The organism is Agromyces ramosus (genome assembly GCF_004216665.1).
GTDB lineage: Bacteria > Actinomycetota > Actinomycetes > Actinomycetales > Microbacteriaceae > Agromyces > Agromyces ramosus.
Genome location: NZ_SGWY01000001.1, coordinates 305,494 through 330,008 on the forward strand (window position 1 = coordinate 305,494; position 24,515 = coordinate 330,008).

General features: G+C 71.1%; 20 protein-coding genes. 7 read left to right on the forward strand and 13 right to left on the reverse strand.

The features are described from left to right. Positions 1-65 precede the first annotated feature (65 nt). Positions 66-3,875 carry a multifunctional oxoglutarate decarboxylase/oxoglutarate dehydrogenase thiamine pyrophosphate-binding subunit/dihydrolipoyllysine-residue succinyltransferase subunit gene (locus EV187_RS01425; RefSeq protein WP_130351256.1) on the forward strand — a complete coding sequence of 1,270 codons (3,810 nt, stop codon included), beginning with the start codon at positions 66-68 and terminating at the stop codon, positions 3,873-3,875. 62 nt (positions 3,876-3,937) lie between these two features. On the opposite strand, the gene EV187_RS01430 is transcribed toward EV187_RS01425, so the two are convergent. The 3 genes from EV187_RS01430 to EV187_RS01440 all read right to left on the reverse strand — a co-directional run bounded on the left by EV187_RS01430 (position 3,938) and on the right by EV187_RS01440 (position 7,320). Continuing rightward, entirely contained in the window at positions 3,938-6,226 is a 2,289-nt protein-coding gene (locus tag EV187_RS01430; protein ID WP_130351257.1) for an MMPL family transporter, read from the reverse strand. Positions 6,227-6,337: 111 nt separating this feature from the next. Beyond that, positions 6,338-6,595, reverse strand: a complete 258-nt coding sequence (locus EV187_RS01435; protein WP_130351258.1) for a zf-HC2 domain-containing protein — start codon at positions 6,593-6,595, stop codon at positions 6,338-6,340. Continuing rightward, on the reverse strand, positions 6,592-7,320 hold the full coding sequence (locus EV187_RS01440) for a sigma-70 family RNA polymerase sigma factor (RefSeq protein WP_242609376.1): 729 nt from the start codon (positions 7,318-7,320) through the stop codon (positions 6,592-6,594). Before EV187_RS01440 ends, EV187_RS01435 begins: the two co-directional genes overlap by 4 nt. 37 nt (positions 7,321-7,357) lie before the next feature. Between EV187_RS01440 and aroA the strand changes: the two genes are divergently transcribed. From aroA to bcp, 3 genes are all read left to right on the forward strand, one after another. Further along, complete coding sequence (aroA, locus tag EV187_RS01445) at positions 7,358-8,728, forward strand: 3-phosphoshikimate 1-carboxyvinyltransferase (RefSeq protein ID WP_130351260.1); 1,371 nt, start codon at positions 7,358-7,360, stop codon at positions 8,726-8,728. Beyond that, a complete protein-coding gene (gene rsgA, locus EV187_RS01450; RefSeq protein WP_130351261.1) occupies positions 8,725-9,765 on the forward strand; it encodes a ribosome small subunit-dependent GTPase A in 1,041 nt (346 codons plus the stop codon). The genes aroA and rsgA overlap by 4 nt, the downstream gene beginning before the upstream one ends. Positions 9,766-9,835: 70 nt before the next feature. Beyond that, complete coding sequence (bcp, locus tag EV187_RS01455; RefSeq protein ID WP_130351262.1) at positions 9,836-10,312, forward strand: thioredoxin-dependent thiol peroxidase; 477 nt, start codon at positions 9,836-9,838, stop codon at positions 10,310-10,312. Positions 10,313-10,324: 12 nt separating this feature from the next. On the opposite strand, the gene EV187_RS01460 is transcribed toward bcp, so the two are convergent. Then, positions 10,325-10,786, reverse strand: a complete 462-nt coding sequence (locus EV187_RS01460) for a hypothetical protein (RefSeq protein ID WP_207221705.1) — start codon at positions 10,784-10,786, stop codon at positions 10,325-10,327. 199 nt (positions 10,787-10,985) lie between these two features. Here EV187_RS01460 and EV187_RS01465 point away from each other — a divergent pair, with 199 nt between their 5' ends. Further along, positions 10,986-11,234 (forward strand): WhiB family transcriptional regulator, encoded by a 249-nt coding sequence (locus EV187_RS01465; protein WP_056730333.1) that lies wholly within the window; start codon positions 10,986-10,988, stop codon positions 11,232-11,234. Positions 11,235-11,364: 130 nt separating this feature from the next. On the opposite strand, the gene EV187_RS01470 is transcribed toward EV187_RS01465, so the two are convergent. The 3 genes from EV187_RS01470 to EV187_RS01480 form a co-directional block, all read right to left on the reverse strand. Next, positions 11,365-12,858: a sensor histidine kinase gene (locus tag EV187_RS01470; protein WP_130351263.1), complete on the reverse strand. Its 1,494-nt coding sequence runs from the start codon at positions 12,856-12,858 to the stop codon at positions 11,365-11,367. A gap of 72 nt (positions 12,859-12,930) precedes the next feature. Further along, positions 12,931-14,178 (reverse strand): CpaE/TadZ family protein, encoded by a 1,248-nt coding sequence (locus EV187_RS01475; protein ID WP_130351264.1) that lies wholly within the window; start codon positions 14,176-14,178, stop codon positions 12,931-12,933. Next, positions 14,178-14,807: a hypothetical protein gene (locus EV187_RS01480; protein WP_130351265.1), complete on the reverse strand. Its 630-nt coding sequence runs from the start codon at positions 14,805-14,807 to the stop codon at positions 14,178-14,180. Before EV187_RS01480 ends, EV187_RS01475 begins: the two co-directional genes overlap by 1 nt. A gap of 121 nt (positions 14,808-14,928) precedes the next feature. On the opposite strand from EV187_RS01480, the gene EV187_RS01485 reads away from it, so the two are divergent. After that, a complete protein-coding gene (locus EV187_RS01485; RefSeq protein ID WP_130351266.1) occupies positions 14,929-15,222 on the forward strand; it encodes a helix-turn-helix domain-containing protein in 294 nt (97 codons plus the stop codon). Between the two features lie 9 nt (positions 15,223-15,231). Here the strand turns inward: EV187_RS01485 and EV187_RS01490 are convergent, their stop codons facing one another. After that, on the reverse strand, positions 15,232-15,831 hold the full coding sequence (locus EV187_RS01490) for a hypothetical protein (protein ID WP_130351267.1): 600 nt from the start codon (positions 15,829-15,831) through the stop codon (positions 15,232-15,234). A 177-nt stretch (positions 15,832-16,008) separates the two neighbouring features. On the opposite strand from EV187_RS01490, the gene EV187_RS01495 reads away from it, so the two are divergent. Continuing rightward, positions 16,009-16,455, forward strand: a complete 447-nt coding sequence (locus tag EV187_RS01495) for an Rv3235 family protein (RefSeq protein ID WP_130351268.1) — start codon at positions 16,009-16,011, stop codon at positions 16,453-16,455. Positions 16,456-16,593: 138 nt separating this feature from the next. Here the strand turns inward: EV187_RS01495 and secA are convergent, their stop codons facing one another. The 5 genes from secA to mtrB all read right to left on the reverse strand — a co-directional run bounded on the left by secA (position 16,594) and on the right by mtrB (position 24,514). Beyond that, a complete protein-coding gene (gene secA, locus EV187_RS01500; RefSeq protein WP_130351269.1) occupies positions 16,594-19,386 on the reverse strand; it encodes a preprotein translocase subunit SecA in 2,793 nt (930 codons plus the stop codon). A gap of 185 nt (positions 19,387-19,571) precedes the next feature. Beyond that, a complete protein-coding gene (gene hpf, locus EV187_RS01505) occupies positions 19,572-20,279 on the reverse strand; it encodes a ribosome hibernation-promoting factor, HPF/YfiA family (protein ID WP_130351270.1) in 708 nt (235 codons plus the stop codon). A 23-nt stretch (positions 20,280-20,302) separates the two neighbouring features. After that, a complete protein-coding gene (locus tag EV187_RS01510; RefSeq protein WP_130351271.1) occupies positions 20,303-21,067 on the reverse strand; it encodes a ComF family protein in 765 nt (254 codons plus the stop codon). A gap of 95 nt (positions 21,068-21,162) precedes the next feature. Further along, positions 21,163-22,842, reverse strand: coding sequence for an LpqB family beta-propeller domain-containing protein (locus EV187_RS01515; protein ID WP_165391064.1), 1,680 nt, complete (start codon positions 22,840-22,842; stop codon positions 21,163-21,165). Next, positions 22,835-24,514: an MtrAB system histidine kinase MtrB gene (mtrB, locus tag EV187_RS01520; protein WP_130351273.1), complete on the reverse strand. Its 1,680-nt coding sequence runs from the start codon at positions 24,512-24,514 to the stop codon at positions 22,835-22,837. Before mtrB ends, EV187_RS01515 begins: the two co-directional genes overlap by 8 nt. Position 24,515 lies beyond the last annotated feature (1 nt).

Below are 24,515 nucleotides of genomic sequence, written 5' to 3' on the forward strand. Positions count from 1 at the left end.
CGTGCGCGCACGTGCAGATCGCCGGCAGAGAATCCAGCATCAATGGAGAGAGTGGGCGAGAGGCTGTGTCGAGCCAATTGACCGGGTCGGGATCCGAGGAGACGACGGCGGGCGAGTACGGGGCCAACGAGTGGCTCGTCGACGAGATGTACGAGAAGTACCTCGCCGATCCTGATTCCGTCGACCGAACGTGGTGGCCGGTCCTCGAGCACTACCGGCAGGGGCGCTCCGACACCTCCGCCGCGGCTCCGGCCTCCCAGCCGACGGATGCCGCGCCCGCCGCGGAGGCATCCGCACCCGCCGCGCCCCCGGTCGCACCGCCCGCACCGGCGGCCCCCGCGCCCGCCGCGCCCGAGACCTCGGTGCCCCCGGCACCAGCTCCCGCGACCTCCGCCCCCGTCACCGCGCCGTCGCCGATCATCGGGCAGGCGCCCGAGGCGCGCACCACGTCGGTGGCACCGCGCACGGCGCCCGTGCCCGCCGACGTGCCCATCACCAGCCCGCAGCCGATCGTCGCCGAGGCGCCGCAGGAGGACGAGATCGTCCCGCTGAAGGGCCTGCCGAAGACGCTCGCGGCGAACATGGACCAGAGCCTCACCGTGCCGACCGCCACGAGCGTGCGCACCATCCCGGCGAAGCTCATGATCGACAACCGCATCGTGATCAACAACCACCTCCGCCGCTCGCGTGGCGGCAAGGTGTCGTTCACGCACCTCATCGGGTGGGCGCTCATCCAGGCGCTCAAGGAGTTCCCGAGCCAGAACGTCTCCTACGCCGAGGTCGACGGCAAGCCAAGCATGGTCAAGCCCGCCCACATCGGCCTCGGCATCGCGATCGACATCCCGAAGCCCGACGGCACCCGCGCCCTCCTCGTCCCCGCCATCAAGCGGGCCGAGACGATGACGTTCAACGAGTACCTCAGCGCCTACGAAGACCTCGTCACGCGAGCCCGCCAGAACAAGCTCAAGGCCGACGACTTCACGGGCGCCACGATCTCGCTCACGAACCCGGGCGGCATCGGCACGGTGCACTCGGTGCCCCGTCTCATGAAGGGCCAGGGCTGCATCATCGGCGCCGGCGCCCTCGAGTACCCGGCCGAGTTCCAGGGCGCCTCCGAGAAGACCCTCGCGAACCTCGCGATCGGCAAGACCATCACGCTCACCTCCACCTACGACCACCGCGTCATCCAGGGCGCCGGATCGGGCGAGTTCCTGAAGAAGGTGCACGAGCTCCTCATCGGGCAGCGCGACTTCTACGAGAACCTCTTCGCGGCGCTCCGCCTCCCCTACGAGCCCATCCGATGGGCACCCGACATCTCGGTCGACATCGCGAGCGCCATCGACAAGACCGCCCGCGTGCAGGAGCTCATCAACTCCTTCCGCGTGCGCGGACATCTCATGGCCGACATCGACCCCCTCGAGTACGTGCAGCGCTCGCACCCCGACCTCGACATCGCGAGCCACGGCCTCACCTTCTGGGACCTCGACCGCGAGTTCGTCACGGGCGGGTTCGGCGACAAGCGCACCGCGCTCCTCCGCGACATCCTGGGCGTGCTGCGCGACTCGTACTGCCGCACCATCGGCATCGAGTACATGCACATCCAGGACCCGGTGCAGCGCAAGTGGATCCAGAACGAGGTCGAGCGCAAGTACGAGAAGCCGGGGCACGACGAGCAGATGCGCATCCTCGGCAAGCTCAACGAGGCCGAGGCGTTCGAGACCTTCCTGCAGACCAAGTACGTCGGCCAGAAGCGCTTCAGCCTCGAGGGCGGTGAATCGGTCATCGCGCTCCTCGACGAGATCCTGCAGGGCGCGGCGAAGGACGGCCTCGACGAGGTCGCCATCGGCATGGCCCACCGCGGCCGGCTCAACGTGCTCACCAACATCGGCGGCAAGACCTACGGCCAGGTGTTCCGCGAGTTCGAGGGCACGCAGGACTCGAAGAGCTTCTCGGGGTCCGGTGACGTCAAATACCACCTCGGCACCGAGGGAACCTTCACCGCCGACGACGGGCACCAGATCCCCGTGTCGCTCGCTGCGAACCCGTCCCACCTCGAAGCGGTCGACGGCGTGCTCGAGGGGATCGTGCGGGCCAAGCAGGACCGCAAGCCGGTCGGCACGTTCTCGACGCTGCCGATCCTCATCCACGGCGACGCCGCCATGGCCGGGCAGGGCGTCGTCTTCGAGACGATGCAGATGTCCCAGCTGCGCGGCTACCGCACGGGCGGCACCGTCCACATCGTGGTCAACAACCAGGTCGGCTTCACCACCGTGCCGGGCGACGCGCGATCGTCGATCTACTCGACGGATGTCGCGAAGACGATCCAGGCACCGATCTTCCACGTGAACGGCGACGACCCCGAGGCCGTCGTGCGGGTCGCGGAGCTCGCGTTCCGCTACCGCCAGGAGTTCAAGCGCGACGTCGTCGTCGACCTGGTCTGCTACCGCCGCCGCGGGCACAACGAGGGCGACGACCCCTCGATGACGCAGCCGCTCATGTACAACCTCATCGAGGCGAAGCGCTCGGTCCGCAAGCTCTACACCGAGGCGCTCGTCGGCCGCGGCGACATCACCGAGGAGGAGTACGAGGACGCGCACCGCGACTTCCAGGACCGCCTCGAGCGTGCCTTCGCCGAGACGCACGCCGCCCAGACCGGCGCCATCCCCATCGTCGGCGCCACCGAGCGCTCCCGCGACGAGGAGGTCGTCTCGGGTGAGCTCGAGACCACCGGCGTCTCGACCGAGGTCGTGCACGCCATCGGCGACGCCTTCGACAACAAGCCGGCCGGGTTCACCGTGCACCCGAAGATCCAGCAGCTGCTCACCAAGCGCTACGACATGAGCCGCAACGGCAAGATCGACTGGGGCTTCGGCGAGCTGCTCGCCCTCGGCTCGCTCCTGCTCGAGGGCACCCCGGTGCGCCTCGCCGGCCAGGACGCCCGTCGCGGCACCTTCGTGCAGCGCCACGCCGTGCTGCACGACCGCGTGAACGGCCAGGAGTGGCTGCCGCTCGCGAACCTCTCCGACAACCAGGCCAAGTTCTGGATCTACGACTCGCTGCTCAGCGAGTACGCCGCGATGGGCTTCGAGTACGGCTACTCGGTCGAGCGGGCCGACGCGCTCGTGATGTGGGAGGCGCAGTTCGGCGACTTCGCGAACGGCGCGCAGATCATCATCGACGAGTTCATCTCGTCGGCCGAGCAGAAGTGGGGCCAGCGCTCGAGCGTGGTGCTCCTGCTCCCCCACGGCTACGAGGGCCAGGGTCCCGACCACTCGAGCGCCCGCATCGAGCGGTACCTGCAGCTCTGCGCCGAGGACAACATGACCGTGGCGCGTCCCTCGACGCCCGCGTCGTACTTCCACCTCCTGCGCCGGCAGGCCTACGCCCGGCCGCGCCGGCCGCTGATCGTGTTCACGCCGAAGGCGATGCTGCGCCTGCGCGGTGCCACGAGCGAGGTGTCGGACTTCACCTCCGGCCGCTTCGAGCCGGTCATCGACGACGCCCGCATCAGCGACCGGGCGGCCGTGAAGCGCGTCGTGTTCGTCTCGGGCAAGATCTATTACGACCTCGCCGCCGAGCTCGAGAAGCACCCGAACCCCGAGATCGCGGTCGTGCGCCTCGAGCAGCTGTACCCGCTGCCGAAGGTCGAGCTCAAGGCCGTCGCCGACAGCTACCCGAACGCCGAGCTGATGTGGGCGCAGGACGAACCCGAGAACCAGGGCGCCTGGCCGTACTTCATCATCGAGACGAACAAGCTGGGCCCGCGCCCCGTGTCGGTCGTCGCCCGCACGGCGGCGGCGTCCCCCGCGACCGGATCGGCGAAGCGCCACTCGGCCGAGCAGGCCCAGCTCGTGCGTCGCGCGCTCACCCTGTAGCCGCGGGTCTCGAGCACGCGGAAGGGGCCGGATGCCACGTGGCATCCGGCCCCTTCGCCGCGTCAGGCGCGATGCACGGGCTCGTCGTGCCGAATCGGCGCCGCGACGGCCGCATCGGTCGCGACGGCATCGGACGACGCGACGACCGGTTGGTCTCCTGGTCCCCGGACGGGCGCGCGCCAGGCCTTCGACGGCCACCAGATCACGCGGCCGAGGTCGTAGGCGAGCGCGGGCACGAGCAGCGATCGCACGAGGAACGTGTCCAGCAGCACGCCGAACGCGACGATGAACGAGATCTGCGCGAGGAAGAGGATGGGCAGCACGCCGAGCGCCGCGAACGTCGCCGCGAGCACGAGCCCGGCCGACGTGATCACCCCGCCGGTGACCACGAGCCCGCGGAGCACGCCCGCCCGGGTGCCGTGCCGCAGGCTCTCCTCGCGCACGCGCGTCATGAGGAAGATGTTGTAGTCGACGCCGAGCGCCACGAGGAACACGAACCCGAACAGCGGCACCACCGGGTCGGCCCCGGGGAAGCCGAAGACGCCGTCGAACACGAGCGCCGAGACTCCGAGTGCCGCGGCGAACGAGAGCACGACCGTGCCGATCAGGAGCAGTGGCGCGACGATCGAGCGCAGGAGCAGCATCAGGATCACCAGGATCACGCCCAGCACGAGTGGGATGATCAGGGTTCGGTCGCGGATGGACGCCTCCTTCGTGTCGAGCGCGACCGCGGTCGTCCCGCCCACGAGCACGGGGTCGTCGGTCGTCGACACGCCCGCCAGCTCCGCGCGGAGCGTCGACACGACCGCCTCCGCCTCGTCGGAGTCGCTCGCGTCCGCGAGGGTCGCGTCCAATTGCACGAGTCCATCGACCACGGTCGGATCGCCGGCCGGAGTGCCGGGTGGGCCCACCGGCTGGATTCCGTCCTCGGTGACGGGCAGCGAGCCGCTCGGCGAATCCTCCGAGACGATGGACACCGCCTCGACCCCCTCGGTGGCGAGCAGCACGTCGGCGACATCCTGCACCTGCTCCTCGCTCGCGATGACCACCGCGGGCGTGCCCGAGCCGCCCGGGAAGTGGGCGCTGAGCAGCGCCTGGCCGTCCCGGGCCTGCGATGCACCGAGGACGAACTCGCTCGACGGCACGCCGTCGGCCTTCAGCTGCGTCATCCCGAGCGCCATGAGCGCGAGCAGCAGCGTCGAGACGAGCCACGTCACCCGGGGCCGTCGCGCGATGAGTCGGGCGACCCTCGGCCAGATCCCGCGACGGCCGACGACGTCGTCGGCCTCGACGTGCGCGCCGAACCTCGGCCTCACCGGCCAGAACGCCGCACGGCCGGCCCAGAGCATGAGCGCGGGCAAGAGCGTCAGTGCGGTCAGCAGCGCGAAGGCGATGCCGATCGCCGAGACGGGCCCGAGGATCTTGTTCGACGTGAGCTGGCTCGCCAGCAGCATCAGCAGGCCCGCGATCACCGTGCCGCCCGAAGCGACGATCGGCTCCCACGATCCCCGCAGCGCCGCCCAGGTGGCATCCCACTTGCGCGCGTGGGTGTGCAGGGCTTCCCGGTAGCGGGCGATGTAGAGCAGCGAATAGTCCGTGGCCGCGCCGATGACCAAGATGAACAGGATGCCCTGGGTCTGGCCGTTGAGCACGAGCACGTCGGCCCGCGCGAGAGCGACGACCACGAGCACCGACGCGCAGAGCGCGGTGAGGCTGGTGCCGAGGACGATGACGGGCAGCAGCGGCGACCGGTAGACGACCACGAGGATGACGAAGACGGCCGCGAAGGCGACGAGGAGCAGCAGGCCGTCGATCCCGGCGAATGCGGCCGTGAGGTCGGCGGTGAAGCCGGCCGGGCCGGTCACCGCAGCCTCGAGGCCGTCGCCCGCCGTCTGTGCGACACGATCTCGGATCCCCCCGACGACCTCGTCGACCTCGGCCGTGGCGTCCACCTGCACGAAGACCTCGGCGGCCTCGCCGTCGTCCGACGCGACGGGCGGCGACACCCCGTCGTCGACGACACCCGGCACGTCCTGGAAGGCGGTCGCGTCGTCCGCGACGGCGTCGGCGTCGGCATCCGTCAACCCGCCGTCGCGCGCGTAGACGACGACGGCCGGGATCACGTCGGCCGAGCGGAACCCGGCCTGGAGGTCCTGCACCCGCGTCGACTCCGCGTCGTCGGGGAGGAACTGCGACTGCTCGTTCTCGACGACGTCGCTGAGGGAACCGAACGATGCGCCGCCGGCACCGAATGCGCCGAACCAGATCAGGATGAGGACGGTGGGGATCAGGAGCCGCAGCCAGGCGGGGACTCGGGATCGGCGGGGGCTGTCGTGCGTTGCGGGTTCCATCCCGAACGACGCTACGGGCTCGACTCCCCGCGCCGCGTCCACCGAAAGACGGAAACACCCCGGTGCGTCGGCGGCGCGGCGCCGGTCGGCGGGATGGCCGTCGCCGCGGTGTCAGTCGACGAGGATGCCGTGACCCGACTGGATGTCGCGGATCCGGGCGAGCACCACCATGCGCAGCTCTTCGGGCGCGCTCTCCTTGCAGGCACGCTGCACCACCTCGGTGATCGCGACGCCCACGCGCAGTTCCGCCTGGCAGTCGGCGCAGTGCTCGACGTGCTCGCGGATGTCGGCCGCATCCTCGCGGCGCAGTTCGTGGTGCAGGTACTCCTCGAGTTCGGCCCTGGCCTTCTCGCAGCCGCAGTCGGTCATCGTGAGCTCCTCGGCATGGTCTGCCTCCTGGTGGTCTTGGCCGCCGTCTCGAAGCCCTGCTCGCGGGCGTACTCGGCGAGGGACTCGCGGAGCATCCGCCTGCCACGATGCAGTCGGCTCATCACGGTCCCGATGGGGGTGTTCATCATGTCGGCGATCTCCTGGTAGGAGAAGCCCTCCACGTCCGCGAAGTACACGGCGAGGCGGAAGTCCTCGGGCAGCGCCTGCAGGGCGTCCTTCACCGCGCTGTCGGGCAGGTGGTCGATCGCCTCGGCCTCGGCCGATCGGCTCGACCGCGCCGTCGTCGACTCCGCGCCGCCGAGCTGCCAGTCCTCGAGCTCATCGATCGTGCCCTGGTATGGCTCTCGCTGCTTCTTGCGGTAGCTGTTGATGAAGGTGTTCGTGAGGATGCGGTACAGCCACGCCTTGAGGTTGGTGCCCTGCGTGAACTGCCCGAAGGCCGCGAAGGCCTTGACGAACGTCTCCTGCACGAGGTCCTGCGCATCGGCTGGGTTCTTCGTCATGCGCAGCGCCGCGGCGTAGAGCTGGTCGATGAACGGCAGCGCCTGCTCCTCGAAGAGCTCACCGAGCGGGCGGCCCTCGTCGTCGGGCACCGCATCGGTCGGTGTGGTCTCGATCTCTTCGGCAGTCATCACCGGCCATCCTAGATCGTCGGCCGGTGCGACAACTGGGCGTTCGAGCACCACGACTGGCACGCGCACCATCTCCTTCCGCGTTCGCTGACGCTACTGTTGATAACCGATGCAGATATCGAGGTATTCCGCCCCCGAGTTCGATCCCTACGGTGAGGCGAGGCAGACCGAGCCCGACGACGGGTGGCGGGCGCCCGTCGCCACGGCCCCGCTCGAATCCGTCGTGGCACTCCCCGGCTCGAAGTCGCTCACGAACCGCGAGCTCGTGCTCGCCGCCCTCGCCGACGGCCCGTCGACACTGCGCGCGCCGCTCTGGTCGCGCGACAGCGAGCTCATGGTCGAGGGCCTGCGCGCGCTCGGGACCCGATTCGAGCGGATGCCGGGAACCGGCGGGTTCGGCGACGACCTCCGCGTCATCCCGGCCGACGAACTGCTCGGCTCCACCACGATCGACTGCGGACTCGCCGGCACGGTCATGCGGTTCCTCCCGCCGGTGGCGGCGCTCGCACTCGGGCCCACGACGTTCGACGGCGACGAGGGCGCCCGCCGGCGGCCCATGGGGGGCTCGATCGAAGGCCTGCGCGCCCTCGGCGTCGACCTCGACGACGACGGCCGCGGCGCCCTCCCATTCACCGTGCACGGCACGGGTCGGGTCGAGGGGGGACCGCTCGAGATCGACGCCTCGGCGTCGAGCCAGTTCGTGTCGGGCCTGCTGCTCTCCGCGGCGCGGTTCGAACGCGGCCTCGACCTTCGTCACGTCGGCGAGCGACTGCCGAGCCTGCCGCACATCGAGATGACCATCGCGACCCTCGCCGCGCGAGGCGTGGCGGTCAGGAGCCCCGAGCCCGGCCGCTGGCAGGTCGACCCCGGTCCGATCCGCGCTGTCGATGTGGACGTCGAGCCCGACCTCTCGAACGCCGCGCCATTCCTCGTGGCCGCCCTCGTCGCCGGCGGCCACGTCACCGTCACGGGGTGGCCGGCCGAGACCACGCAGGTGGGCGCCCAGCTCGCCAGGATCCTCCCCCGCTTCGGCGCCCGGGTGTCGATCGACGCCGACCGGCTCATGGTGCGAGCCCCCGAACCCGGCGCCGACGGGGGTCGCGGCATCCGCGGGGTCGACCTCGACCTGTCGGAGGCCGGCGAGCTCGTGCCGAACCTCGTCGCACTCGCGGCATTCGCCGACGCACCGAGCACCTTCACGGGCATCGGCCACATCCGCCACCACGAGACCGACCGGCTCGCGGCGCTCGCCGCGGAGCTCAACGGGCTCGGCGGCGCCGTCACCGAGCTCGACGACGGGCTCCGCATCGAGCCCGCGCCGCTCACGGGCGGCCCGTGGCGCGCCTACGCCGACCACCGCATGGCCACGACCGGCGCGATCGTCGGTCTCGCGGTACCGGGCGTCGTCGTCGACGACATCGGGTCGACGTCGAAGACGCTGCCGCAGTTCACCAGGCTCTGGGAGCAGATGCTGGCATGAGCTGGTGGGACACGGACGACGACGAGGACGAGCCCGAGTTCGACGAGTCCGACGTCCGCGTGCGCCCCAACCGACGCGGGAGCCGTCCTCGCACGAAGGTGCGACCCGAGCACGCCGACGCCGTGCCGGGCACGGTCCTCGGCGTCGATCGCGGACGCTACGCCGTGCTCATCGACGAGGGCGGCTCCGACGAGCGCGAGATCACGGCGGCGCGTGCGAGCGAGCTCCGCCGCAAGTCGGTGGTCACCGGCGACCACGTCGACCTCGTGAGCGACACGACCGGCGAGCCCGGCACGCTCGCCCGCATCGTGCGCATCGGCGAGCGGTCGACCCTGCTCCGGCGGAGCGCCGACGACACCGACGAGGTCGAGCGCATCATCGTCGCGAACGCCGACCAGATGCTCATCGTGGTGGCGGCGGCGAACCCCGAGCCGCGCATCCGGCTCGTCGACCGCTATCTCGTCGCCGCCTTCGACGCGGGCATCCAGCCACTGCTCGTCATCACCAAGACCGACCTCGCCGACCCGGCCGAGTTCCTCGAGAACTTCGCGGGTCTCGACCTGCCCGTGTTCCGGTCGAGCACCGAGCGGATGCCGCTCGAGGAGATCACGCGAGCGCTCATCGGGCACCGCACCGTCTTCGTCGGGCACTCCGGCGTGGGCAAGTCCACGCTCGTGAACGCGCTCGTGCCGGGCGCCGACCGCGCCATCGGGCGGGTCAACGAGGTCACGGGCCGCGGACGCCACACGTCCTCCTCCACGGTCTCCCTGCGCGTCGAGGACGGGCGCGGCGGCACCGGCTGGGTGATCGACACTCCGGGCGTGCGCTCGTTCGGCCTCGGCCACGTGGACCCGGCGAACATCCTCGGCGCGTTCACCGACCTCGCGCGAATCGCCGAAAACTGTCCCCGCGGGTGCACGCACCTGCCCGACGCCCCCGACTGCGCGATGAACGAGGCCGTCGCCGCCGGTGAGCTCGGCGAGACCGGTCGTGCCCGACTCGACTCGCTGCAGCGGCTGCTCGCGACGTTCGCGTGACGGTCGCAGCGCCCGGCAGCGGCCCCGCCGTCGCACCGGGCGCTCAGGCTGCCGTGCCTACGATGGACGGATGACCGACGCACGACTCGCCCCCGGCGACCTCGCCCCCGACTTCACGCTCGACGACCAGGATGGCACCCCCGTGTCGCTCTCGTCCCTCCGCGGAACCCGCGTCGTGCTGTACTTCTACCCCGAGGCGATGACGCCCGGTTGCACCACCGAGGCGTGCGACTTCCGCGACAACCTGAACTCCTTCAGGGCCGCGGGCGTGCGCGTCGTCGGGGTGTCGAAGGACGACGTGGCGAAGCTCAAGCGATTCGCCGAGCGCGACGGGCTGAACTACACGCTGCTCGCCGATGAGGATCTCGCCGTCCAGCAGGCGTACGGAGTGTGGGGCGAGAAGATGCTCTACGGCAAGACCGTGGTGGGTTCGATCCGCTCCACCTTCGTGATCGGCGAGGACGGCCGCATCGAGCGCGCCTGGTACAACGTCAAGGCCACCGGGCACGTCGCGCGCGTGCGCCGCGAGCTCGGACTCGACGGCTGAGCCGACGGTCGATCAGGCGCCGTCGGGCGCCCGGTCCCCGTCCTCCTGGCGCGTGTAGGCGAGCCGCACCGGCGTCCAGAGGAGCAGCCCGATCACGGTGACCGCCGGCACGAGGAGCAGCCACCCGACATCCGGCCGTGCGAAGAGGCCCTGGAACGCGCCGACGGCGATCGAGACCTGCAGGATCTGCCAGACGATCGCCGCCGCGCGCGACCAGCTCGCCCGCCGAAGCGAGGCGATCGCCACGGCGCCGACCCACACGGCTCCGATCACGACGAGCACGATGAGCGCGATCGCCGTCGGGTACGACGACGGCTCCAGCGTGACGAGGTCGACGACCAGCCAGACGATGATCGCGACCAGCGCGACCGCCTCGAGGAACAGCAGCGCGCTCACCACGACCAGCGCGGCCTTCACCCCACCCGAGACGGATGCCGCCGGCGGCATATCCCCGTCGGCGTGCTCCTGATTCACAGCGTTATCCCATACACGGCTATTGCTTCGATCTCTCCGCTATGCGACCATTTATGAGGCCGAATTGATGCTCACAGGGACGTGAGCCGATCAGTCATGATCCTACTTCCCGAGATTCGGCCTTTCCCCCTGCAGCAGCCGTCACCGGCAAGCGCAATCGAGCGCGTCTGCGAACGAAGTACACGCAAGGAGCATCTCCATGGATTGGCGCGACAAGGCCGCCTGCCTCACCGCAGACCCGGAACTCTTCTTCCCGGTCGGCAACACTGGTCCCGCCGTCGACCAGATCGAGAAGGCCAAGGCTGTCTGCGCCCGGTGCACCGTCACCGAGATCTGCCTGCAGTACGCCCTCGAGACCGGTCAGGACTCGGGCGTCTGGGGTGGCCTCAGCGAAGACGAGCGTCGCGCCCTCAAGCGCCGCGCGGCTCGCGCGCGTCGGGCCTCCTGAACCGCACCTGAACCCGTGGACGGGTGGGCTCGTTCACGTCGGGCCTCCTGAACCGCACCTGAGTCCGCCCCCGGTGGGCTCGTTCACGTCCTGCGCCCGAACCGCACCTGACCCCCACGGCATCAGCACCCTACTCGGGTGCGATCCACCGCAGCGGCACGTCGATGGTCACCTCGGTACCGCGGCCGACGACCGTGTGCCAGTCGATGGTGCCGCCGAGCTCGCCCTGGATGAGCGTGCGCACGATCTGCGTGCCGAGGCCCTCGCCGACCTTCCCCTCCGGCAGGCCGGACCCCGTGTCGCGCACCTGCACGGTGAGCGCCGTCGGCGACCGGTCGGCGGTGATCTCGACGTCGCCCTCCTGGCCGGCGAGACCGTGCTCCACCGCGTTCGTGACCAGCTCGGTGAGGGCCAGCGCCAGCGGCGTCGCGTACTCGCTCGGCAGGACGCCGAACGAGCCCGACCGCTTCGGGTGGGCGGTGGTGTTGTGCGCCGAGGCCACCTCGGCGACCAGCAGCAGCGCACGGTCGAAGACCTCGTCGAAGTCGACGTTCTGGGTGAGCCCCTCGGAGAGCGTGTCGTGCACGACGGCGATCGCGCCGACCCGTCGCATCGCCTGGGTGAGGGCGTCGCGAGCCTCGTCGGAGTGCGTGCGACGAGCCTGGATGCGCAGCAGCGAGGCCACGGTCTGGAGGTTGTTCTTGACGCGGTGGTGGATCTCGCGGATCGTCGCGTCCTTCGTGATCAGCTCCTGCTCCTGGTGCCGGAGTTCGGTGACGTCGCGGCTCAGCACGATCGCGCCGATCCGCTCGCCGCGATGGCGGATCGGGATGGCGCGCAGCGAGACCGTCACGCCGCGCGATTCGACGTCGGTGCGCCACGGCGCCCGCCCCGTGACCACGAGGGGCAGCGACTCGTCGACGACGAGCTTGCCGCTGAGGAGCCTCGTGGTCACCTCGGCGAGGGACTCCCCCTCGAGCTCGTCCTCGAAGCCCATCCGGTTGAAGGCCGACAGGGCGTTCGGGCTCGCGAAGGTGGTGACGCCGTCGACGTCGAGGCGGATGAGCCCGTCCGAGGCACGCGGGGCGCCGCGACGAGGCCCGGTCGGCGCGCCGAGGTCGGGGAAGTCTCCCGACGCGATCATCTGGAAGAGCTCCTCGGCGCACTCGTTGAACGTGAGCTCCTGCCGGCTCGGCGTGCGCTGCGCACCGAGGTTCGTGTGCCGCGTGATGACCGCGACGGGCTCGGGGGCGAGCTGGGTCCCGGTGGCGGACAGCCGACGCATGACGGGCACCGCGCGCACGCGCGTGGGCATCTCCTCGTACCAGTCGGGTGCGGATGAGTCGGCGATGCGGGCGCTCGCGAACGCGTGGGTCACGAGGTCGCGCCACTGCGGCTTGATCTGCTGGCCGACGAAGTCCCGGTAGAAGAGCGTCGCCGCGCTGGAGGGGCGCGCGTGCGCGACCGCGACGAAGTCGTCGTCGCCCGACGGGACCCAGAGCACGATGTCGGCGAAGGCCAGGTCGGCGAGCAGCTGCAGGTCGCCGACGAGCATGTGCAGCCAGTCGACATCGGCCTGACTGCTGCGGCCCTGGGCGAGGACGAGATCACTGAGGGTCGACACAGACCCAGCGTAGTGCGCCCCCTCGCCGCCGGCGTTCCCGCGCCCTGGGTCCCGACCCCCGCATGCCCGCGATCAGCCCGCGGCCGCGCGCCGGACCGCCGGAAAGGCCGATCGGCGCCGCCGCGCGGGCTGCGGCACCGGCAGGATCCGGTCGAGGGCGTACTCGCGCAGCGCCGCACGGAGGGGGCTCCGCGGCGCGGCGTCCCGCAGCGTGCGCGCCGTGAGGATGGCGGCATCCGTAGCCCGCCCGTCGTGCGGGAGCAGGGTCGCATCGCCGATGCCGGCGAAGCGCCGGAGGGTCTGGCGCACCTGCGCGTGGGCGTCGATGCCGAGGGCAGCCGTGCGCACCCGGTTCACGATCACGTCGACGCGCTCGGGCTCGACGTGCTCCAGGAGATCGCCGTGGCCGCGGAGCAGTCGCGACAGCCCGACCGGATCCGCGAGGCCCACGGCCACCACGCGATCGGCCGCCGAGATCGCGGCGAACGTGGCGGCGTTGCGGCGCGGCGCGAACTGGTCGCTCGTGAGCTCCTCGTCGCGCTCGAGGCTGAACCCCGTGTCGATCACGACGTACTCCACGCGTGCGGCGATGGCCCGGATCGCGGCCATGACCCGATCGTGCGCCAGCTCGGGCCATCGGCTCGGACCGACGAGGCCGGTGAAGACGTCGAAGGAGGCCCTCGGTGCCGAGTACCGCTGCGCGATGCGCTCGAGCTCGGCGCGGTCGAGCGCGTCGCCCCCGGCGAGCCGGCAGGCCGACGCGAGCCCGGGCGCCTCGTCGAGGAGCCCGAGGGCGGGGGCGATTGCGCCGCCGTACGGATCGGCGTCGACGAGGGCGACCGAGTGCCCGGCCGCGGCGAACTCGGCGGCGAGGTTCACGGCGATCGTGGTGCGGCCCGGCGCGCCGGCCGGGCCCCACACCGCGATGACCTCGGCGGCTCGCTGCGCCCTCGGCTCGGGGTCGCCGAGCCGGGACGGAACGGGCACGCCGCCCCTGACGAACGCGTCGATCGCCGTCCAGTGCGCGGATCGGTCGAGGACCTCGTGGAGTCCGAGCTGTGCGGCGTGCGCGCGATCGGCGTCAGCGGCCGCGAGGGCGATCAACCGGATGCCCCGATCGTCGCACCCGGCGAGGAGCTCGCCGCTCAACGTGGCGCGCCCGGCGCCGACCAGCACGACATCGGGTGCGAGCACATCCAGGTTCTCGAGCACGTCGCGCCAGCCGACGAGGCGGGCGACGATCGCGTGGCCGTGCTCGACGGCATCGGCGATCAGGCGGTCCTCGGTGGCCGGATCGAGGGCGAGTGCGAGGCGCACCATCAGCGTCCGGTCGCCCGAGCCGGGACGAGGTCGATCGAATCACCCGCCGTGAGGCCCTCGAGGAGCGCGGCCACCTTGTCGCGCGGGATGAGCAGTTCCACGGACACGCCGCCGGAATCGACCATCCCCTCGGGCTCCTGGATGGCGGCGACCTCGGCGTTCGCGACCAGCACGGCCGGCGGCTCGTACGCGCCGCGCTCGAGCTCGCGCGCCGCCCACACGTCGACCGTGGAGCCGGGACCGAGGCCGGTCGGCAGCGCGCCACGGGTCGGAACGACGACGCTCGCCAACCCGCTGCGATCCACGTCGTCGACGGCGGAGTCGGGGACGAGCTCGCCCCGCTCGACGGTGCGGGTCACGACGAGTCCGCGGTCGGGCACCTCGCCCGGCACGAGGTAACGGTCGACCGTCGCGCCGAGGCGCACCGACTCGACCACGAGGTCGCCGGCCTCGATGCGGGTGCCCGGCGTCGCCGTCTCGCGCAACGCGTAGGCCTCGACGCTGTCGTCGAGGCCCGATACCAGCGCCCAGACGCCCGTCGTCGAGCCGGCGACGAGCAGGATGCCGATGACCAGGCGCGGGTCGAGACGGAGCGCGCCGCGCTCCGAGCGTTCCGGTCGACGGACCATCGGGTTCCCTCCTGACACGGGCGCGAGCACGCCGGGCACCATCGTCGCCCGATTCCGGGAGGTCGCCCCGAAGTTATCCACATCCGCGGCCGCTTCCGCGCGCCGGGTCGATACTGGAGTCATGACCTCTCCCGGTTCAGGCGATGAGATCGGCCGGTTCCTCACCGTCGCCGACGCGGCGGAGCTCCTCGCCGTCGACGTCCCGACCGTCGACGAGCTGATCCGCTCGGGCGAGCTCCCGGCGATCCGGGTCGGCAGCGCCGGCCCGTGGCGAGTGGAGCGCACGCAGCTCGAGGTCTGGATCGAGGAGCAGTACGAGGCGACCCGTCGTCATTCGCTCTGGAACCAGGGCGAGTTCGCGAACGTGGCGGAGCTCTCGGGGGCCCGCGCGGGGCGCCTGCGACCCGTCGACTGAACGCAGGGGCTACGGGAACGAAACCAGCACGATCCGCTCGAGCGGAACGAGGCGGATGCCGCGCACGAGGTTGTCGCGACGCACCGTGCCGGGCTCGTGCACGGCGAGGTCGAGGTGGTCGCGCGCCACGCGATCGAGCGTGCCGTGCACACGGCCGTCGTCGGTCGTGAGGTGCACGGGAGTGCGGCGGCGGCAGAGGTCGCGCAGCACGAACGACATGCCGATGCGTTCGGCGAGCCGAGCGGACGACTCCGGCACCGGCCGGAGGCTCGGTTCCAGCTGCGAGCGCGTCGGCAGCACCGCGGCGATCGCCGCCAGCGGCACGATGCAGTGGCCACCCCCTCGGCCTGGCGCGTCCAGCGCGGCGCTCATCCAGTCGCGCCCGAATGCGAGCGGGCGCACTTCGAGCACCTGTGCGTCGCGGAGCTCGACGCGGATGCCCGCGGACGGGTCGTGGTCGGCGATGCGGGCCATCGAGGTGAGCCGGTCGCGGAGGGTGAGACGACCCATCCGGAGCCGCTCCTCCTCGAGCGCGAGCGCCCGCTCCTCGTCGCGCTGCTCCTGGTCGAGCTGCGACTCGAGGTCGTCGAACAGCAGGTCCCAGCGCATGCACGCACGTTACTCCGGCCCCCCTGACCGCCCATTCGTTCTCCACAGGTTCCCGAATCCCTTGACACGGCTCGGGCCGGCTCAATACCGTTCACTCAAGGATCACCCGACGTCCCCCGATCGGGGGTGATCCCGCAGTGGGCCGCGAGGCCGACGCCATCCCCTCATGGAGCCGACATGACCGCACGCCCTGCCGCCGGCCGCGCCCCGGCGAGAAGTTCTGCCCTGCAGTTCCTCGACGATGACGACGAGTACTTCGCCCGTCAGCCGGCGCGACGCAGCGAACTCCCCGATCCCGAGCCGCTGCTGCGCAACCTCACGCACTGCGTCATCGAGGTGCTCGCCGGTGCGCGCGACCTCGACCAGCTCGCGCGCTGGGTGACCGACGACGTCTACCGCAACCTGTCGAAACGCGTGGTGCTCGCCGCTCGTGCTCGGCGTGTCAAGGGGCAGGCGCTGCAGCGTCCGGCGTTCAGCCTCGGCACGGTCATCACCTGCGAGCCGGCCGATGGCGTCGTCGAGGCCGTCGTGATGGTGCACCAGCGGGCACGTTCGCGTGCGGTCGCGATCCGGCTCGAGGGGCTCGACCAGCGATGGCGGGCCAGCGCGATCAGCGTGCTCTGACGCCCTCCGTCGTCACTCGCGGCTGCGGCCGCGGCCGCGGCTGCGGCTGCGGCTGGAGCGTCGTCGCCGCCCAGCCGCGCGCTCCTCGACCCGCTGCACCGGTGCCGTGGCGGGCGTGCAGCAGATCGAGGATGCGGGTCAGCGTCCCTTGCGCTCCTGCGCCCGACGCTCGGCGCGGTTCTGCGGTGCGACCTCGCCGCCGCCGCCGGTGCGCTGGCCGAACGCCCCGCGCGATGGCTCCGCCTCGGGGGCCTGCGCCTGCGCCACGGCGCGGCGAGCGCGCTGCGTGGCCGCCTGCTGCACCTGGCCGCGCTGGTTGCGCACCTCGACACCGCCGGAGTCGCTCGGCGCGGAGTAGCTCAGCTTGTCGTCGGAGGCACCCTGCCGGCCGAGGCCCTTCGCCTCGATCGTCGCCCCGCCGACTCCGGCCTGCGGCGCGACCTCGACCTCGAGGTTGAACAGGAAGCCGACCGTCTCCTCACGGATGGATCCCATCATCTGCTGGAACATCGCGTAGCCCTCGCGCTGGTACTCGACCAGCGGGTCGCGCTGGGCCATGGCGCGCAGGCCGATGCCGTCCTTCAGGTAGTCCATCTCGTAGAGGTGATCCCGCCAGCGGCGGTCGATCACCGAGAGCACCACGCGGCGCTCGAGTTCGCGCATGGCCGGGCTGCCGAGCTGCTCCTCACGGCGCTGGTAGGCGAGCCTCGCGTCGGAGAGGATCTCGCGGCGGATGAAGTCGCGGTTCACGCGCCCCTTCTCGCCGGCCTCCGCGACGACCTCGTCGATCGTGATGCCGATCGGGTAGAGCGTCTTCAGCTCGGTCCAGAGTGCGTCGAAGTCCCACTCGTCGGGGTTGCCCTCGGCCGTGTGCACGTCGAGCACCTCGTCGATGACGTTCTCGAGGAACGTCTGGGTGCGCTCGTGCAGGTCGTCGCCCTCGAGGATGTGGCGGCGGTCGCTGTAGATGGCCTCACGCTGGCGGTTGAGCACGTCGTCGTACTTCAGCACGTTCTTGCGGATCTCGGCGTTGCGCGCCTCGACCTGCGACTGCGCCGAGCGGATGGCGCGCGTGACGACCTTCGACTCGATGGCGACGTCGTCGGGCACGCCGCGCGACATGAGGCTCTCGGCCGCGCCGGCGTTGAAGAGCCGCATCAGGTCGTCGGTGAGCGACAGGTAGAACCGGCTCTCGCCGGGGTCGCCCTGACGGCCGGAACGACCGCGCAGCTGGTTGTCGATGCGACGGGACTCGTGGCGCTCGGTGCCGAGCACGTAGAGGCCACCGGCCGCCAGCACCTTCTCGGCCTCCTTCGCGACCTCGGCCTTCACCGACGCGAAGACGTCGTCCCACGCGGCCTCGTACTCGTCGGGCGTGTCGACCGGGCTGAGCCCGCGCTCGTGCATCTGCTGCACGGCGATGAACTCGGCGTTGCCGCCGAGCATGACGTCGGTGCCGCGTCCGGCCATGTTCGTGGCGACGGTGACGGCACCGTGCCGGCCGGCCTGCGCGACGATCGCCGCCTCGCGGGCGTGGTTCTTCGCGTTCAGGACCTCGTGCCGCACGCCCTTCTTGGCGAGGAGCCGGGAGAGGTACTCGCTCTTCTCGACGCTCGTCGTGCCGACGAGCACCGGCTGCCCCCTGCCGTGACGCTCGACGATGTCCTCGACGACCTGGGCGAACTTCGACTCCTCGTTCTTGTAGACGAGGTCGGGCTGGTCGAGGCGCACCATCGGCTTGTTGGTGGGAATCGGCACCACGCCGAGCTTGTACGTCGACATGAACTCGGCGGCCTCGGTCTCGGCGGTGCCCGTCATGCCGGAGAGCTTGGCGTAGAGGCGGAAGTAGTTCTGCAGCGTGACGGTGGCGAGGGTCTGGTTCTCGGCCTTGACCTGCACGCCCTCCTTCGCCTCGATCGCCTGGTGGATGCCCTCGTTGTAGCGGCGGCCGACGAGGATGCGGCCGGTGTGCTCGTCGACGATGAGGACCTCGCCGTTCATCACCACGTAGTCCTTGTCGCGCTTGAAGAGCGACTTCGCCTTGATGGAGTTGTTGAGGAACGAGATCAGTGGGGTGTTCGCCGACTCGTAGAGGTTGTCGATGCCGAGGTAGTCCTCGACCTTCTCGATGCCGGGCTCGAGCACGCCGACGGTGCGCTTCTTCTCATCGACCTCGTAGTCCTCGCCGGGGGTGAGGCGCTTGGCGAGGTTCGCGAACTCGTTGAACCAGCGGTTGGCCTCGCCGGACGCCGGGCCCGAGATGATGAGCGGCGTGCGCGCCTCGTCGATGAGGATCGAGTCCACCTCGTCGACGATCGCGAAGTGGTGGCCGCGCTGCACCATGTCGCTCGACTGCCACGCCATGTTGTCGCGCAGGTAGTCGAACCCGAACTCGTTGTTCGTGCCGTAGGTGATGTCGGCGGCGTACTGCTCGCGTCGCACCGTCGGGTTCTGGCCGGCGACGATGCATCCGGTGGTCATGCCCAGCGCGCGGAACACGCGGCCCATGAGCTCGGACTGGTAGCTCGCGAGGAAGTCGTTGACCGTGACGATGTGCACGCCACGGCTCGTGAGTGCGTTGAGGTAGGCCGCCGTCGTCGCGACGAGGGTCTTGCCCTCACCGGTCTTCATCTCGGCGATGTTGCCGAGGTGCAGCGCCGCGCCGCCCATGAGCTGGACGTCGAAGTGACGGAGGCCGAGCGTGCGACGGCTCGCCTCGCGCACCGCCGCGAAGGCCTCGGGCAGCAGGTCGTCGAGCGACTCGCCGTTCGAGTAGCGCTCACGCAGCTCGACCGTCTCGTGCTTCAGCTCCTCGTCGCTGAGTGCCTGGAAGTCGTCTTCGAGGGCGTTGATCGCCGCCGCGTAGTTCTCCAGTCGCCTGAGGGTTCGGCCCTCGCCGACGCGGAGGACCTTTTCCAGAATCGAAGCCACGAATGTTCTCCTGTACTCGTCGGGCGCCGTGTTCCTCGAGTGGAACTCCCGGGCACGCCCGTTGCCGCCGTGCAGACGGTCATCATAGCCATGCTAGCGGGCAGCTGGCTGGGCGCGGACGGAGAGCGGGCCGGGTGCGGGCGCTGGGGCCCGCACCCGGCCCGGGTGCGGAGGACGGCTGCGCGTCAGGCGGACGCGCGCTGCAGTTCGGGTGCGGATGCGTCGGACGTGGCATCCGCTCGGTCGTCGAGGCCGATCAGGCCGTAGTCCCATCCCTTGCGGCGGTACACCACGCTCGGCCGGCCCGTCTCGGAGTCGACGAAGAGGTAGAAGTCGTGGCCGACGAGCTCCATGAAGTAGAGGGCGTCGTCGACGGTCATCGGAGTGGAGGCGAACACCTTTCGGCGGATGACCACGGGGCAGTAGACCTCGTCCTCCTCGGTGTAGGGGGCTTCCTGGCCCTCCTCGATCACCGGAATGCTGCCCGTGCGCACCTGTTCGAGCACCTCGGGCGCTGCGGCCTGCACGCCGACCTCGGCGAAGCCGACATCGGTCGCCTCGCGGAGCGAGGTGGGCCTGCGCTGGCCGCGGTGGACCTTGCGGCGGTCCTTCGCGCGGCGGATGCGTTCGAGGAGCCTCCCGAGGGCGACGTCGAACGCGGCGTACTTGTCTGAACCGTCCGCTTCGGCCCGGACGACGGGCCCCTTTCCGACGAGCGTGAGCTCGACGCGGTCGGGTCCGGTGTTGCCGTTCTTCTCATTGTGACGGCTGAGCTTCACGTCGAGGGAGATGGCTCGTTCGGCGAGATGAGTGACCTTCTCCGACTTCTCCGCCGCGTAGGCGCGGAAACGATCGGTGATCCCCAGGTTTCGTCCGACGATGTTCAGTTCCATTTCGACCTCCATTCACCGGCGTGTCACCCGGATCTGAAGGGTGGATCGACCACGCCTGTCCTGCCACCGTAGTCGTCCGGGCCGTGGATGTCACGGTGTGTCTCACGAGTTCCTGCCATGTGTCCCGATCGCCGCAACGGGGTCTCCGCCAGCACCGCGAGGGCCGCCACCGCGCCGCCGGCGGCGAGCACCGCACGCCGTGTCTCGGCCAGCGTCGCACCCGTCGTGAGCACGTCGTCGACCAGCAGGAACCGCCGTCCGACGAGCCGCGAGCGGGCCTCGAGGCCGCCCTCGGCATTGGCCAGGCGGGCCTCGACGCCGAGCCCCGCCTGGTCGCGACGCTCACGTGCGAGGCGCAGCACCGGCGACGGTCGGATGCCGCATCGGGACAGCATCGCGTCGACGGGCGCGTAGCCCCGTCGACGGCGCGCGGCCGGGGTCGACGGCACCGTGCACACCTCGACGGAACCGGCGCGACGCTCGCCGAGGGCCGCTCCGACCGCTGCGCCGAGCGCGTGCGCGAGCGGTGCCGCGGCATCCGTGCGCAGGTCGTCCTTGTAGGCGCGGATGACGGCAGCGGCCACGCCGGCGTACTCGAGCGCCGTCCACACCCTGAGGTCGCCCCGGGCGACCGTGCGCGGCGACGGGCGGAGCGCCGCCGCGCACGACGGGCACACCGAGCGATCGGGCGCGCCGCAGCCGGCGCAGGTGACGGGCAGCAGCAGCCCGATCGCGTCGAGCCCAGCCCGTCGCGCCGCAGCCAGGAGCGGCCGGTCGAGGAGTCGCATCGTCCGAGCGTGGCGCATCGCGGACGATCGCCGGCCGAGATCGGGCCGCACGGTCCGGACCCGGTCTGCGGCTCGCATCGTGGAGGACGAGTCGATCAGTCGGGCTGCTGGGACGCGAGGAACCGGATGTTCCCGGCGCGGACCTGCCAGCCGACGCCGCTCTGTACGTTGAGCGTTCCCTCGCCGGTGAGGACGCGCGGGTCGGCATTGCCGCCGTCGACCTGCACGCCCCCGACGGGTCCGTCGCGATCGCGTGCGAAGCCGCCGAGCTCCTGGGTCACGACGTGGGTCACGCCGTCGGCGAGTCCGGTGAGCGATGCCACGGTACTGGAGTCGAGCCAGGTGACGTCGAGCGGCGTGCCCGAGACGTCGGCGAGCCGGAGCGCCGTGGGGCTCAGGGCCACCGGCAGGCCGTCGGCGCCGCGCTGGATCGAGGCGGCGACGAAGTGCGTGCGTCCGCCGTCGGCGAGGAGCGCCACGATCCGGGTCGAATCCCGCGACACCTCGATCGCCGCGATGGACGACCCGCTCCAGGGCGCGGCGACCTGCTCCGACACGCTCCCGTCGGGCGCGAACCAGACGAGCTGGTCGGGGAATGCGGCCGGGACGGACCAGACGACGCCCTCGCCGTCGATCGTCGGCACGACGAGTCCCTCGCGGGGGTCGAGGAGCACGGATTCCTCGCCCGCACGCACGCTCCACACGCCCTCCGCCGACCGCACCGCGGCAGCGTCGGCCTCGAGTCCGAGCGCGGCTCCGGTCGGCGCGAGCGCGACGACCTGGTCGGACAGGTCGGCGATCGGGTCGATCCCCTCCCCCGACGTCGCCAGGTAGCCGAAGGTCTCGCCGTCGAAGACCACCGATCGGGGATCGACGCGCGGGTTCTTCACCGGCGGGCTCGCGAGCGGCGGCGCATCGGGGTCGACGCCGTTCAACGTGAGGTCGACCGAGCTGATGTTGCGCACGCCGATGAGGCTCGCGTCGAGCTGCTCCTGCATCTGCTGCACCGTGGCGAGGTCGTCGAAGGCGGCTCCGGCGAGGGACACGTTCGCGACGCCGCCGGTCACCGGCACGGCGGCGGGTTCGAGCTGCATGCCCTCGGGGAACGCCGATACCACTCCCGGCCTGAGCCACTCGGCGGGTCCGGCGAGCATGGCCTGCACCATGCTGGTCTGCGCCGAGTCGCGCCCCGCGTACCACCGCACGTCGGGCACGAGGTAGCGATGCGTCGGATCGAAGAAGTAGAGCGTGTAGTCGCGGAAGACCTGCGTGAAGCTCACCTGGTCGATCAGGATTCCCGTCGGCGCACTCGAGATGCGCCATTGCCCGTCGACCTGCTCGAAGCGGTAGTCGAGCGGGATCGGCGTGCGGGACTCGGGCTCCTCGTACTGGCCGTTGTCGCGAAGGGACGCGGCGGGCGTGGCGTCGATCCGGATCGTCGTCTCGTCCACGACCTCCTGTTCCCGGTCGGCGAGCACGTCGATCGTGGCGGCGGCATCGGCCTGCCACTCGTCGGAGAAGGTCGGCGTGAGGTACTCGCGGGCGACCTGGTAGTTGTTGCGGGGGCTCTGTGCGGCGGTGAGGAAGCCCTCGAGGATCTGCTCCTGCGTCGCGTCGGCCGTCGGTCCCTCGACCACGATGTCGAGGTCGGGCGACGAGTCCGCCGGCACGGGGTCGCCCTGTTGCACCGGCCCCGAACTCGGGATGGTCGCGCACCCCGCGAGCAGCATCGAGAGCAGGGCAGCGGATGCCGCGGCGGCCAGGCTGCTACGCATCGTGCACCTCCCGCGCGCCCGTGTCGAGGCCCGGCGTCGCCCCCACCGCGCCCGTGGACGGAGGTCCCTCCGCGCCGGGGTCGACCGGCTCGAGCGGCAGCGGCGACACGACGGCCGCGGCATCCGGTGTTCGCGGCAGCGTGAGGCGGAACACGGTGCCCTTGCCGGGCTCGGACCACACGTCGAGCATTCCGCCGTGGGCGACGGCGTCCTCGAGGGAGATCGCAAGGCCGAGCCCCGTGCCGCCGATCGTGCGCGTGCGGCTGGGATCGGCGCGCCAGAACCGGTCGAAGACGCGGGCCGTCTCCTCCTCGCTCATGCCCATGCCGTAGTCGCGCACCGACAGGGCGATGGCGGTCTCGTTGCTGTCGACGGCGACCACGATGGGGCGCCCCTCGCCGTGCTCGATGGCATTGCCGAGCAGGTTCCGCACGATGCGGCCGATGCGACGGGGATCCACCTCGGCGTCGAGGTGGCCCCCGGGCGCGTCGAGACGCAGCTCGCAGCCCTGCTCGCGTGCGAGCTCGTGCATCGACTCGATGGCGTCGCCCGCCAGGTGCACGAGGTTGGTCGGCTCCGTCGTGAGCTTCACCGAGCCGGCGTCGTAGCGGCTGATCTCGAGGAGGTCGGCGAGCAGTCGCTCGAACCGGTCGGTCTGGGTGTGCAGGAGCTCGACGGTGCGGGAGGTCGGGCCCGGGAAGTCGTCCCGCTGCCCGTAGAGCACGTCGCCCGCGAGCCGGATGGTCGTGAGCGGCGTGCGGAGCTCGTGCGAGACGTCGGAGACGAATCGCTGCTGCATCACGGAGAGCTCGGCGAGCTCGCGGATGCGGGCCTGCAGGCTGTCGGCCATGCCGTTGAAGGAGGCGGCCAGGGTGGCGAGCTCGTCCTCCCCGCTCTCTGGCATGCGCACGCCGAGATCGCCCGCGGCGAGGCGACGGCTGGTCGCCGCGGTCGCGCGGATCGGCTCGATCACGCCGCGCACCACCACGAGGGTGATCGCGCTGAGCAGGGCGAGCAGGGCCGCGGCGCCGACGATGCCCGTGACCTGCATGAAGGCGAGCGTCTGCTCGGCCTCGGAGAGGTCGTAACCCAGGTAGAGCTCGTATCGGCCGGCCGCCGGCACCTCGAGGTCGCTGCCGACGACGATGCCCGGGTCGGTGCCGGCGTCGGCGTTCGGGAGGGCCACCGACTGCCAGTACTGCCGGTCGGGGTGCTCCTGCACCTGCTCGCGCAGCTCGGGCGTGATCACTCCGCCGCCGAGGCGCGGGCTCTGCCGATCGGGCGGGGCGATCAGGACGGAATCCTGGCCGGGCTCCCGGAACAGGGCGATGTCGTTGCTGCCGGACACGCTCGAGATGGTCCGGATCGCCGAGGCCATGAGCAGCTGGAGCGACGCGCGGTCGGCGGCATCCGACGAGTCGAGGATGCTCTGCGCGGCCGCGGTGGCGTTGTTCGACGCCTCGAGCACGGTCTCGCGCTGCGCCTGGAACAGGTTCGAGGCGACGCTGAAGGAGATGTAGAGGCCGATCACGAGGATGGCGAGTCCCGAGAGTCCCAGCGTGATGAGGACCGTGCGGAACTGCAGCGACCGGCGCCAGAGCACCGCGAGTCGACGCGGCACCTCCCGCCACGATCGAGCGGCGAAGAGTGGGGAGGCGTCGGCCGCTGACATC